At 38.0% G+C, this 12,446-nt stretch carries 12 protein-coding genes, 1 tRNA gene and 1 other annotated feature; of the genes, 10 read left to right on the forward strand and 3 right to left on the reverse strand.

The features are described from left to right. Nucleotides 1-7: 7 nt before the first annotated feature. Complete coding sequence (gene aspS / locus ACPT9C_RS03415; protein WP_050948993.1) at nt 8-1,774, reverse strand: aspartate--tRNA ligase; 1,767 nt, start codon at nt 1,772-1,774, stop codon at nt 8-10. A 218-nt stretch (nt 1,775-1,992) separates the two neighbouring features. Here aspS and ACPT9C_RS03420 point away from each other — a divergent pair, with 218 nt between their 5' ends. The 8 genes from ACPT9C_RS03420 to priC all read left to right on the forward strand — a co-directional run bounded on the left by ACPT9C_RS03420 (nt 1,993) and on the right by priC (nt 7,539). Next, on the forward strand, nt 1,993-2,511 hold the full coding sequence (locus ACPT9C_RS03420) for an isoprenylcysteine carboxyl methyltransferase family protein (protein ID WP_005688985.1): 519 nt from the start codon (nt 1,993-1,995) through the stop codon (nt 2,509-2,511). A 53-nt stretch (nt 2,512-2,564) separates the two neighbouring features. Beyond that, entirely contained in the window at nt 2,565-3,290 is a 726-nt protein-coding gene (gene cmoA, locus ACPT9C_RS03425; protein ID WP_021035687.1) for a carboxy-S-adenosyl-L-methionine synthase CmoA, read from the forward strand. A gap of 92 nt (nt 3,291-3,382) precedes the next feature. Continuing rightward, the gene (locus ACPT9C_RS03430) at nt 3,383-3,619 is read left to right on the forward strand and encodes an antitoxin (protein ID WP_005656316.1); all 237 of its coding nucleotides are present in this window, start codon (nt 3,383-3,385) and stop codon (nt 3,617-3,619) included. Then, on the forward strand, nt 3,616-4,020 hold the full coding sequence (locus tag ACPT9C_RS03435; protein WP_050948994.1) for a type II toxin-antitoxin system VapC family toxin: 405 nt from the start codon (nt 3,616-3,618) through the stop codon (nt 4,018-4,020). Before ACPT9C_RS03430 ends, ACPT9C_RS03435 begins: the two co-directional genes overlap by 4 nt. Before the next feature lie 66 nt (nt 4,021-4,086). Then, complete coding sequence (gloA, locus tag ACPT9C_RS03440; protein ID WP_005688980.1) at nt 4,087-4,494, forward strand: lactoylglutathione lyase; 408 nt, start codon at nt 4,087-4,089, stop codon at nt 4,492-4,494. 73 nt (nt 4,495-4,567) lie between these two features. Further along, complete coding sequence (rnt, locus tag ACPT9C_RS03445) at nt 4,568-5,257, forward strand: ribonuclease T (protein ID WP_021035684.1); 690 nt, start codon at nt 4,568-4,570, stop codon at nt 5,255-5,257. A 94-nt stretch (nt 5,258-5,351) separates the two neighbouring features. Beyond that, nucleotides 5,352-5,473 (forward strand) — a sequence feature (His leader region). Between the two features lie 97 nt (nt 5,474-5,570). After that, a complete protein-coding gene (locus ACPT9C_RS03450) occupies nt 5,571-6,923 on the forward strand; it encodes a Na+/H+ antiporter family protein (RefSeq protein ID WP_050948995.1) in 1,353 nt (450 codons plus the stop codon). A 31-nt stretch (nt 6,924-6,954) separates the two neighbouring features. Beyond that, on the forward strand, nt 6,955-7,539 hold the full coding sequence (gene priC, locus ACPT9C_RS03455) for a primosomal replication protein PriC (RefSeq protein ID WP_050948996.1): 585 nt from the start codon (nt 6,955-6,957) through the stop codon (nt 7,537-7,539). Nucleotides 7,540-7,589: 50 nt separating this feature from the next. Here the strand turns inward: priC and ACPT9C_RS03460 are convergent. Next, nucleotides 7,590-7,679 (reverse strand) — tRNA-Ser (locus ACPT9C_RS03460). Between the two features lie 155 nt (nt 7,680-7,834). Then, a complete protein-coding gene (gene rne / locus ACPT9C_RS03465) occupies nt 7,835-10,633 on the reverse strand; it encodes a ribonuclease E (protein WP_423717143.1) in 2,799 nt (932 codons plus the stop codon). A 430-nt stretch (nt 10,634-11,063) separates the two neighbouring features. Between rne and rluC the strand changes: the two genes are divergently transcribed. Continuing rightward, complete coding sequence (gene rluC, locus ACPT9C_RS03470; protein ID WP_050948998.1) at nt 11,064-12,032, forward strand: 23S rRNA pseudouridine(955/2504/2580) synthase RluC; 969 nt, start codon at nt 11,064-11,066, stop codon at nt 12,030-12,032. Nucleotides 12,033-12,122: 90 nt separating this feature from the next. Next, complete coding sequence (gene hfq / locus ACPT9C_RS03475; RefSeq protein ID WP_005649254.1) at nt 12,123-12,398, forward strand: RNA chaperone Hfq; 276 nt, start codon at nt 12,123-12,125, stop codon at nt 12,396-12,398. The last annotated feature ends 48 nt before the right edge of the window (nt 12,399-12,446 follow it).

Here is a 12,446-nt window from a genome sequence, read left to right on the forward strand (position 1 = left end):
TTCAAACTTATTCTGCTTTAACGACAGAAATTGCCAACTCTTCCAACGCTTGCGGATTCGCAAAACTAGGCGCTTCTGTCATTAAACAAGCTGCAGCCGTAGTTTTCGGGAAAGCAATTACATCACGAATGTTTTCCGTGCCTGTTAAAAGCATAGTTAAACGGTCTAAACCAAATGCTAAACCTGCATGTGGCGGTGTGCCAAATTTTAACGCATCTAATAAGAAACCGAATTTTTCGCGTTGTTGTTCTTCGTCAATGCCAAGAATACGGAATACGGTTTGTTGCATTTTCGGATCGAAAATACGTACTGAACCACCGCCTACTTCATAGCCATTGATCACCATATCGTAAGCATTTGCTACCGCACTTGTTGGATCGGCTTCTAATTGCTCTGGGCTAAAATCTTTTGGCGACGTAAATGGATGGTGCATTGCGGCAAGATTGCCTTCATCATCACGTTCAAACATTGGGAAATCAATCACCCAAAGTGGTTGCCATTCGTCTAAACGAGTTAAACCTAAATCGCGACCTAATTTCAAACGCAATGCACCCATTGCATCCGTCGTAGTTTGCCATTTGTCTGCACCGAAAAATAAAATATCGCCAGTTTGTGCTTTCATACGTTCTGCTAATGCTTTCCATACCTCTTCATTTAAGAATTTCGCAATCGGGCTTTGTACGCCTTCAAGGCCAGCATTGATATCATTTACTTTCGCCCAAGCCAAACCTTTTGCACCGTAAATTCCAACAAATTGTGTATATTCATCAATTTGTTTACGAGTGATTTCTGTACCATTTGGTACACGAATGACTGCCACACGGCCGTTTGGATTGTTTGCAGGCTCATTAAATACTTTAAATTCAACATCTTTGACGATATCAGCTACATCAACCATTTCTAATGGGTTACGCAAATCTGGCTTATCAGAACCAAAACGACGCATTGCTTCTTGCCAAGTCATCACTGGGAACTTACCTAAATCTACACCAATGGTATCAAGCCATAAGCCGTGTACCATACGTTCCATAATTTCACGTACTTCTGGCGCAGTTAAGAAAGAGGTTTCCACATCGATTTGAGTAAATTCAGGCTGACGATCTGCACGTAAATCTTCATCACGGAAACATTTTACGATTTGATAATAACGGTCAAAACCAGACATCATTAAAAGCTGTTTGAAAAGCTGTGGTGATTGTGGCAACGCATAGAATTTGCCTTTATGTACACGGCTTGGCACTAAATAGTCACGCGCACCTTCTGGCGTTGCTTTGGTAAGCATTGGGGTTTCAATATCAAGGAAACCATTGTCATCCATAAAACGACGCACAAAGCTGGTAATTTTCGCACGGGTTTTCAAACGTTGTGCCATTTCAGGGCGACGTAAATCTAAATAACGATATTTTAAACGTTGTTCTTCCGTATTGTTTTGGTTAAAGTCGAGAGGTAACACATCAGAAGCATTGTAAACACGCAATTCTTTCGCTAACACTTCCACTTCGCCTGTCGCCATATTTTTATTGATTTGGTTTTCAGGACGCGCGATCACTTCACCCTTAATTTGGATACAAAATTCGTTACGTAAACCCGCAGCCGCTGTCAATGCTTCTTGATATTTCGGATCAAAACAAACTTGCACAACGCCATCACGATCACGCATATCAATAAAAATTAAACCACCTAAATCACGACGGCGATGAACCCAACCGTTTAATGTTACGTCTTGTCCGATATTGTTACGGTTTAATGCTCCGCAATAATGTGTACGCATCATTTCAAAATCCTTTGTACTCTTTTAATTATGCTCAAAAATCTGCCACAATTATAGCGGAAAACCAAGAGAGATAAAAAGGTTATTTATGCTGACAAATCAATCAAAAAAGCAAAGAAAAGTAATAAATGTTCAAAATAAAGGCTTTTTTGTGCCATATCATCAGATTTTTTGTTATATTGTGTGGCTTGTTGAGATTAAATTACGTTAAGGATAACCACATGCTATTTATCAATATTACTTTTGCCTGTATTTTAGCGATCCGTTTTTACAGTCTGTCTATTTCAATTCGTCATGAAAAAGCACTCATTGCAAAGGGTGCAATACAGTATGGTAAACGCAATTCCACACTGTTGTCCATTGCCCATGTTGTATTTTATTTTGCGGCGATCATTGAGGCTAATAACCAAAACTTGTCATTTAATAGCACTTCACAAATAGGGTTAGCGATTTTAATTTTTGCTATTGCAATGCTATTTTATGTGATTTATGAGCTAAAAGAGATTTGGACAGTAAAACTTTACATTTTACCGGAACATCACATTAACCGCTCTTTCTTGTTTAAATATGTACGTCACCCGAATTATTTCTTAAACATTATTCCCGAGTTAATTGGTTTATCGCTTTTCTGCCAAGCAAAATATACCGCATTGATTGGATTACCCATTTATTTGCTTATCCTAGGCGTGCGTATTAAACAAGAAGAAAGTGCCATGGCGCATTTATTTCCTAAATCATAATTTATTAAATTTCTTCTAAAATAATGTCCCTTTCTCTCTGCCTTTAACACATTATGGTAAAAGATACTCTATTTTCTACCCCCATTGCTAAATTGGGGGATTTCATCTTTGACGAAAACGTTGCTGAAGTCTTTCCAGATATGATTCAACGCTCCGTGCCGGGCTATTCCAACATTATTACTGCAATCGGTATGCTGGCGGAACGTTTCGTCACGGCTGATAGTAATGTTTATGATCTTGGTTGCTCGCGAGGTGCCGCCACACTTTCTGCACGTCGAAATATTCATCAACCAAACGTAAAAATTATTGGTATCGATAATTCTCAACCGATGGTTGAACGTTGTCGCCAACATATTGCGGCATATCATAGTGAGATACCAGTAGAAATTCTCTGTAATGATATTCGCTACATTGAGATTAAAAATGCCTCAATGGTCATTCTCAACTTTACCTTGCAATTTTTACCGCCTGAAGATCGTATCGCATTGCTTACCAAAATCTATAAAGGCTTAAATCCAAATGGCGTATTAGTACTTTCTGAAAAATTCCGTTTTGAAGATACCAATGTTAATAATTTGCTTATTGACTTGCACCACCAATTCAAACGTGCCAATGGTTATAGCGAACTTGAAGTGAGCCAGAAACGCACTGCACTTGAAAATGTGATGCGTACAGACTCTATTGAGACACACAAAGTGCGGTTAAAAAACGTAGGATTTTCACAAGTAGAGCTTTGGTTCCAATGCTTTAATTTTGGCTCGATGATTGCGGTTAAATAAAACAACAGCGATTTAATCTTCTTACTTGCATACAGCAATTGAAATGATTAGTATATACTTATTAAATACATAGTATATACAGGAGGGTAAATATGCTTGCTAAAGTGTTTCAAAGTGGTAACAGCCAAGCTGTTCGGATCCCGATGGACTTTCGTTTTGATGTCGATACCGTAGAAATTTTCCGAAAGGAAAATGGGGATGTGGTATTACGCCCAGTTTCTAAAAAAACAGATGATTTTCTTGCGTTATTTGAAGGATTTGATGAGACCTTTATTCAAGCACTTGAAGCGCGTGATGATTTACCGCCTCAGGAGCGAGAAAATTTATGATTTATATGTTAGACACCAATATCATTATTTATTTAATGAAAAATCGCCCCAAAATTGTTGCCGAACGAGTATCACAATTATTGCCTAATGATCGCTTAGTTATCAGCTTTATTACTTATGCTGAACTTATTAAAGGCGCCTTTAGTAGTCAAAATTATGAGCAATCAATACGAGCAATAGAATTACTTACTGAACGAGTAAATGTACTATATCCCAATGAACAAATCTGTTTACATTATGGCAAATGGGCAAATACACTCAAAAAACAAGGGAGACCTATCGGAAATAATGATCTATGGATTGCTTGTCACGCATTGAGTTTAAATGCTGTTCTTATTACACATAATGTAAAAGAATTTCAGCGTGTTACAGATCTTCAGTGGCAAGATTGGACAAAATAGATAATTCTGATTTTTTATTTTACTTATGACATAATCTGTTTAACTCAACTAAAAAAGGACAAACCGATGCAAATTTTACACACTATGTTACGCGTGGGTGATTTAGATCGTTCAATCAAATTTTATCAAGATGTTTTAGGTATGCGTTTATTACGCACCAGTGAAAACCCTGAATACAAATATACACTGGCTTTTTTAGGTTACGAAGATGGCGAAAGTGCGGCAGAAATTGAATTAACATACAACTGGGGTGTAGATAAATATGAACACGGCACAGCATATGGACATATCGCTATCGGCGTAGATGATATTTATGCGACTTGTGAAGCTGTTCGTGCAAGCGGTGGTAACGTTACTCGCGAAGCAGGGCCAGTTAAAGGTGGCTCAACCGTCATTGCTTTTGTTGAAGATCCAGATGGTTATAAAATTGAATTTATCGAAAACAAAAGTACTAAATCTGGTTTAGGCAACTAAAGTGCGGTCAATTTTTATTGTATTTTTAATAACGTAGGGATTCCTACGTTATTTTATTTTTAAGAGATAGATTATGTCCGATTCTCAAGAAATCCCTTATCACAACCAATTAAAAAATCGCTTTCGTGGCTATTTCCCCGTCATTATTGATGTTGAAACTGCAGGTTTTGATGCAAAAAAAGATGCGTTACTCGAACTAGCCGCCATCACATTAAAAATGGATGAAAACGGTTATTTGCATCCTGATCAGAAATGCCATTTTCATATCGAGCCTTTTGAAGGAGCAAATATTAATCCTGAGTCCTTGAAATTTAATGGCATTGATATTCACAATCCATTACGTGGTGCAGTATCTGAACTTGATGCAATCACGGGGTTATTTCAAATGGTGCGTCGAGGACAAAAAGATACGGATTGCCAACGTTCTATCATTGTGGCGCACAATGCTGCTTTTGACCAAAGTTTTGTGATGGCTGCTGCTGAACGTACCGGCGTAAAGCGTAATCCCTTCCACCCTTTTGGCATGTTTGACACGGCAAGTTTAGCAGGCTTAATGTTTGGTCAAACTGTTCTTGTTAAAGCCTGTCTTGCTGCTAAAATCCCCTTTGATGGGAAACAAGCCCATTCAGCGCTATATGATACCGAACGCACGGCGGAATTATTCTGTTATATGGTCAATCATTTAAAAGATTTAGGTGGCTTTCCCCATATTTCTCAAATAGATGAAACAGAAAACACAGCAGAAAATCAGACCGCACTTTAAAAAAACTAAAAAAGTGGTTGCAATCGTTTGATTTTTCCAGTAGTTTAAAAGCAATTCTTATTTGGAGATAAAAAATGAACATTATCCGTCGTCACCATCATCACCATTCAACTGAATAATCTTTCAGGTTTTTGGTGTGCTTGGAAGATTTCTTCCGAGCTGACTGGATAATAAAAATCTTACCCCTCGGAAGGCTACTTTCGAGGGGTTTTGTTTTATTTATGATATAGGAGGCATTAATTTAGCGTTATTATTTATTCAATAAAAATTTTAAAGTAAAGTATTTATCATTTAATTTACAAGGAAAAACACAATGTTATCAAACCCCGTTGTTATCTCGATCATCGTTTTGCTGGCACTTAGTTTGCTACGCATCAACGTTATTATCGCACTGGTGATTGCTGCACTTACCGCAGGATTTATCGGTGATTTAGGTTTAACTAAAACCATCGAAACCTTTACAGGCGGCTTAGGTGGCGGTGCTGAAGTCGCAATGAACTATGCAATGCTTGGTGCGTTCGCTATTGCTATTTCTAAATCAGGTATTACCGATTTAATCGCTTATAAAATCATCACAAAAATGAATAAAACACCAACTGCTGGCAATTTAACTTGGTTCAAATATTTCATTTTTGCGGTGTTGGCATTGTTTGCCATATCTTCTCAAAACTTACTTCCAGTGCACATTGCCTTTATTCCAATCGTTGTACCACCGCTGCTTTCAATCTTTAACCGTTTAAAAATTGATCGCCGTGCAGTAGCTTGCGTACTTACATTTGGTTTAACTGCTACCTATATGTTATTACCAGTGGGCTTTGGAAAAATCTTTATCGAAAGTATTTTAGTTAAAAACATTAATCAAGTAGGTGCGACCTTAGGTTTACAAACAAATATAGCGCAAGTTTCTTTAGCAATGTTGTTACCTGTTATTGGAATGATTTTAGGCTTACTCACAGCCGTATTTATTACCTACCGTAAACCACGTGAATACAATATCAATGTTGAAGAACCGACAACCAAAGATATTGAAGCTCACATTGCTAATATTAAACCAAAACAAATTACTGTAAGTTTAATCGCAATTGTTGCGACCTTCGCGACACAATTAGTCACAAGCTCAACTATCATTGGCGGTTTAATTGGCTTAATTATTTTCGCACTATGTGGCATTTTCAAACTAAAAGAAAGCAACGATATTTTTCAACAAGGCTTGCGCTTAATGGCAATGATTGGCTTTGTAATGATTGCAGCTTCAGGTTTTGCAAATGTGATTAATGCTACCACTGGCGTAACAGATTTAGTACAAAGCCTAAGTTCTGGTGTTGTGCAAAGTAAAGGTGTTGCCGCATTATTAATGCTTGTTGTTGGTTTATTAATTACAATGGGTATTGGCTCATCATTCTCTACAGTACCGATTATTACATCAATTTACGTACCTCTCTGTTTATCTTTTGGTTTTTCTCCATTAGCGACAATTTCTATTGTAGGCGTAGCAGCGGCTTTAGGAGATGCAGGTTCGCCCGCATCAGACTCAACATTAGGCCCAACATCTGGCTTGAATATGGATGGCAAACACGATCACATTTGGGATTCTGTTGTACCTACCTTTATTCACTATAATATTCCATTATTGGTATTCGGCTGGATTGCAGCAATGTATCTTTAACGATTATAATCCCCCACTTGGGGGATTCTTTATGACTGTTCAACAACTTATCCAACGCTTAGATCAAAAAGTTCAACAACTTTATCAGAGCAACTTGCCGCAAGAAGAAAAAATCTTCGCCAAATTTGACCGCACTTTATTTAGTGAAAACGGACAAACTGTTGCCTTTTATCTAAAGGAAATTAATCAAATCCTTGATAAAATAAAATCCCTACAATCAGAAAATCCTGATCATTACATCTTCATTACCAAACGCTTACTTGCCCAATGTACTGCGCTATCAGAAGCACTCACGCATAAAAATAAGCCTTTTATCATTAATACGAACCCCACTCCGCAGCCGCAAAAAAAATCTCAACATAACATTCATAAATTACCGCCAAGAGAACGCCTAGAAAAATATTACGAGGCACGAGAGCAGTTGAATAATCTTTATCGACAACATAAAGATTTAGCACAAGCTGAAAAAAATAATGATGAAAAAATACGTTATACGCAACTTGCGGAAAGTTATAAAAAACGCTTACAGAAATGCCAAGATGCAATCGATCTTTTAGAAGAATATTTGGTATTTAAAGAAGAATTAGAAAACCGTGAAAATACGGAAAATAGATGATGAGAAATAAAAAACTAATTCTTCCGAATTAGTTAGCTCGTAAAAATCGATGGCGGAGGAATAGGGATTCGAACCCTAGGAGGGCGTAAACCCTCGCCGGTTTTCAAGACCGGTGCCTTCAACCACTCGACCATTCCTCCGTGATTTAATGCGCGTGAATAATACGTTCTCTAATAAAAACCGTCAAGTAGAAATAATCATATTTATTCTAAATGATTATTTTTACTACAGCTTATAAAATAAAAAGAATTGACGTAATTTTGGTTACGCCAATTCTTTCTATTTTTATTTTTGATTATTCTGCTTTTGCACGAGTAGGTTCAGAATAAACGTGGCTAATTGCACAATGATGTCCCGCCGCACCTTTTCCATAGAAATAATAACGAGAATCCTGCCAAGCTCTAATTGGGAAAGCCTCTGGCATTTCATCACTCGCTTTCGCCAAAGTCATCTCAGCTTTAGTATGAATCACCGAAGAAATAGTACCTAAACGTCCATTAAATTCATAAGTGCGGACAAATTTTGATACGTTCTCGACTGTTTCAGGTTCATTTACATTAATTGCTGGCTCGATAGATTCAACAACTTCTTGAGGTTTATATGAATTTAAACGCTCTAAAGATTCTTGCACCTTTTTCTGTACCGATTCATTAGCTGGTTGAGTAATAAAATCTAATGCAGGTTTTACATCAAGGGATTTTTCTTCAACGACAATTCCCATTGCTGGCGTGATAAACCCTTTTTTAGTTTTCTCTTGCTCAAGCAATTCATCGACAGATAAGAAATGATTTTCTTTTGGCAGATTTACCGTTGAATAATCAATCCAAGCCTTGCCACTTGCCAATTCAGGTGAAGCCACCGCAGCAAACAATGGCATTGGCGATTTTGGCTCTTGATTACGGCGACGACGCTGATTATTCGCTGTACGCAAATGACGTGGAGTACGACGCTGACGCTCTTGATGTTCAGAACGTTGGTTCTGATGAACGGGTTTTTCATCATTTTGAACTACATCCACTTCTGGCATTTTTTCAGTCGTGTTCAAATTATTTTCAACAACTGTTTCATTATCTTCAACGCGCACGCGTTTACGTAAATCACGACGTTGGCGACGTTGAGTTACAGGCTCAGTTCTTTCTTCTTTAGTCTCAAAAACAGGTGTAGAATTTACCGCACTTTCAGCGATACTTTCTTCCACTAAGTTACGGCGTGGACGGCGTTGATTTCGCTCACGGACATTGCGAACCTGTTCTTCAGTTCTTTCCGCCTCGTTATTTTCAGAACGTGGACGACGAGAAGTGCGACGATCCTGCGAACGGCGTTGATTACGATTAGAATTGCGTGAAGTGCGGTTATTTTTTGGTTTGTTTTCTTCAGATTTAGCAGTAAATAAACCTTTAATCTTCGCAATAATTTTGGCTAACAAAGAGGGTTCATTTGATTTACGCTCAACTGGCGTTGGCGCAGCTTCTGAAATAGAAAGCGCAACTGCTGCACTTTCAACCGCAGGCTGTTCAATAACAGCTGTTGTTTCTATATTACGAGAAACCAGTGATTCTTCAGTATTTTCATCTTTCTCACAGTGAATTTTCGCTAAGTTATAGCTTAATTCATTTACTTCTTCGCCATCGCGTAAGCGGAAAACGCTAAAGTGCGGTGTTTCCATTGCTTCATTTGGTGCAACAATAATATCGACATTATGACGCTTTTCAATATTGCTGATTGCTTTGCGTTTTTCATTAAGAAGATAAGAGGCAATTTGTACTGGCACAATGGTATGCACTTGCTTAGTGTTTTCTTTTAATGCTTCTTCTTCCAGCAAACGCAAAATAGATAAAGAAAGAGATTCATTATCACGCACTTTGCCTGTTCCTTGACAACGAGGGCAAATATGGTGCGAAGATTCGCCCAATGATGGGCTTAAACGCTGACGTGACATTTCTAACAAACCAAAACGAGAAATTCGGCTAATTTGAATACGGGCGCGATCTGGACGAACCGCATCACGAATACGATTTTCTACTTCACGTTGATGGCGGATTGGTGTCATATCAATGAAATCGATAACAACTAAACCACCTAAGTCACGTAAACGTAATTGACGCGCGATTTCATCTGCCGCTTCAAGGTTGGTATTTAATGCCGTTTCTTCAATATCGCCACCACGAGTAGAACGTGCGGAGTTAATATCAATGGCGGTTAATGCTTCGGTGACATCAATAACAATTGAACCACCAGAAGGTAAACGCACTTCACGTTGGAATGCGGATTCAATTTGAGATTCAATTTGATAGTGACTGAAAAGTGGCACTTCGCCTTGATAAAGTTTCACGCGATTGATGAAATCAGGACGCACAAGTTTGATATGTTCTTTCGCTTTCTCAAAAATTTTTGGGCTATCAATAAGGATCTCGCCAATATCACGACGTAAATAATCACGAATAGCACGTACAATCACATCGCTTTCTTGATGAATTAAGAATGGAGCTGGACGGCTTTGTGAAGCTTGTTTGATCGCTTTCCAATGATGTAATAATACTTTTAAATCCCATTGTAATTCTTCTGGCGATTTTCCCACACCAGCAGTACGGACGATTAAGCCTACACCGTCAGGCACATCTAATGAACTTAATGCTTCTTTTAGTTCAGTACGTTCATCGCCTTCAATACGGCGAGAAATTCCCCCTGCCCGTGGATTATTCGGCATAAGTACCAAATAACTGCCAGCAAGAGAAACAAAAGTGGTTAATGCAGCCCCTTTATTACCACGTTCTTCTTTATTAACTTGAACGATAACTTCCTGTCCTTCAACCAAAATATCGCGTATATTCGGACGACCTTGGAAAACATAATCATCGGGAAAATATTCACGGGCAATTTCTTTTAAAGGTAAAAAACCGTGACGTTCTGCACCATAATCTACAAAAGCCGCTTCTAAACTCGGCTCAACGCGAGTAATTTTTCCTTTGTAGATATTCGCTTTTTTTTGTTCGTGTCCTGGACTTTCAATGTCCAAGTCAAAAAGGCGTTGTCCATCGACAAGCGCAACACGCAACTCTTCTTTTTGAGTCGCATTGATTAACATTCTTTTCATTGTCAATTCTCTTATTAAATATTTAAAAAACCTCAAAATAAACCGCACTTTGCTTCGTTATCGACCTCGTGTTTCTCGCGCCAGTCAATCTCACGACTGTATGTTGCTGGGTGCATTGATAAGGTTATTAAGCACAAATGTTTGCTTGATAAAACAACGCGATATTCCGCACGCGTTGCAAGCGGCTAATTTATTTTAAGAAAAATGTTGATTATCAATGTCTTATGCCGAGTGCTGCATTGAGTTTTTACCAACAAAACTTATCCTTTTTACGCAAATTCTTAGGAGCAAAAAGACGTTCTATTATCCATAGAAAACGATTAATTGGCAAGGCGAATTTACGTTCTAGCGTTACGTTCATATTACGTTCCATATTACGTTCATAGTACCTTTGTGATATGATTTGCAGCGATTTTCAAAAGGGAACAAAATGACAAAACAAAATGAAAACATCATTAATTCATCCGTAAAAATGCTGACAATTAGTGAAGATGAAAGTGGACAACGAATTGATAATTATTTATTAGCAAAACTCAAAGGCGTACCTAAAAGTTTAATTTATCGCATTGTGCGTAAAGGCGAAGTGCGAGTAAACAAAGGCAGAATTAAACCAGAATATAAACTGCAAACAGGCGATGTTGTACGCATTCCACCCGTTCGTGTCGCAGAAAAAAATGATGCGTCAATTTCAAAAAATCTCAATAAAGTCGCCGCACTTGAAAACCAAATTTTGTTTGAAGATGATTGTTTGATTATGTTAAATAAACCTTCAGGAATTGCGGTACACGGTGGCAGTGGTTTAAATTTTGGTGTGATTGAAGCCTTACGAGCATTACGCCCAGAAGCTCGCTTTTTAGAGCTGGTTCATCGTTTGGATCGCGATACATCAGGCATTTTATTAATTGCGAAAAAACGTTCAGCATTACGCAATTTGCACGAACAACTTCGCGTAAAAACCGTTCAAAAAGATTATTTAGCGTTAGTACGTGGACAATGGCAATCCCATATAAAAGTTATTCAAGCCCCTCTTTTGAAAAATGAATTATCCAGCGGCGAACGTATTGTGCGTGTCAGCGAGCAAGGCAAACCATCTGAAACTCGCTTTAGTATTGAAGAACGCTATACAAACGCTACACTTGTAAAAGCATCGCCAGTCACAGGGCGAACACATCAAATTCGCGTGCATACACAATATGCTGGGCATCCTATTGCATTAGATGATAAATACGGCGATAAAGATTTTGATAAACAAATGAATGAATTAGGATTAAACCGTTTATTTTTACACGCTTTTTCAATTCGATTTGAACACCCTAAAAATGGCGAAACGCTACGCTTTAATGCGCCACTAGATCATCAAATGAAAGCAATTTTGCAAAAGTTGCGGGAAAGCAAATAGACAATATTTCTGTTTATTGCTACACTTGCACACGGAGACAACTCGTTTCTATCAACAAATTTCATAATAACGACAACAAAGGATAGCAAAATGGCAAAAGGACAATCTTTACAAGATCCTTATTTAAATGCGCTTCGTCGTGAACGCATTCCTGTATCAATTTACCTTGTAAACGGAATTAAACTTCAAGGTCAAATTGAATCATTCGATCAATTCGTGATTTTATTAAAAAACACAGTGAACCAAATGGTATATAAACACGCAATTTCAACGGTTGTGCCTGCTCGTTCAGTTTCGCATCACAATAATAACCATCATACCGCTCCAACAGAAGCAGTTGAAAGCGTGGAAACTCAAGCAGAGTAATCACAATACCATTAATGGGTAATCAATATTTATTAAGTGCGGTTGAAA

The organism is Haemophilus sp. HN_Hi16, from assembly GCF_049823435.1.
Taxonomy (GTDB): domain Bacteria; phylum Pseudomonadota; class Gammaproteobacteria; order Enterobacterales; family Pasteurellaceae; genus Haemophilus; species Haemophilus influenzae_D.

Coding starts and splice junctions, on each gene's coding strand:
- aspS (WP_050948993.1), bottom strand. CDS start 1,774: ATGATGCGTACACATTATTGCGGAGCATTAAACCGTAACAATATCGGA.
- ACPT9C_RS03420 (WP_005688985.1), top strand. CDS start 1,993: ATGCTATTTATCAATATTACTTTTGCCTGTATTTTAGCGATCCGTTTT.
- cmoA (WP_021035687.1), top strand. CDS start 2,565: ATGGTAAAAGATACTCTATTTTCTACCCCCATTGCTAAATTGGGGGAT.
- ACPT9C_RS03430 (WP_005656316.1), top strand. CDS start 3,383: ATGCTTGCTAAAGTGTTTCAAAGTGGTAACAGCCAAGCTGTTCGGATC.
- ACPT9C_RS03435 (WP_050948994.1), top strand. CDS start 3,616: ATGATTTATATGTTAGACACCAATATCATTATTTATTTAATGAAAAAT.
- gloA (WP_005688980.1), top strand. CDS start 4,087: ATGCAAATTTTACACACTATGTTACGCGTGGGTGATTTAGATCGTTCA.
- rnt (WP_021035684.1), top strand. CDS start 4,568: ATGTCCGATTCTCAAGAAATCCCTTATCACAACCAATTAAAAAATCGC.
- ACPT9C_RS03450 (WP_050948995.1), top strand. CDS start 5,571: ATGTTATCAAACCCCGTTGTTATCTCGATCATCGTTTTGCTGGCACTT.
- priC (WP_050948996.1), top strand. CDS start 6,955: ATGACTGTTCAACAACTTATCCAACGCTTAGATCAAAAAGTTCAACAA.
- rne (WP_423717143.1), bottom strand. CDS start 10,633: ATGAAAAGAATGTTAATCAATGCGACTCAAAAAGAAGAGTTGCGTGTT.
- rluC (WP_050948998.1), top strand. CDS start 11,064: ATGACAAAACAAAATGAAAACATCATTAATTCATCCGTAAAAATGCTG.
- hfq (WP_005649254.1), top strand. CDS start 12,123: ATGGCAAAAGGACAATCTTTACAAGATCCTTATTTAAATGCGCTTCGT.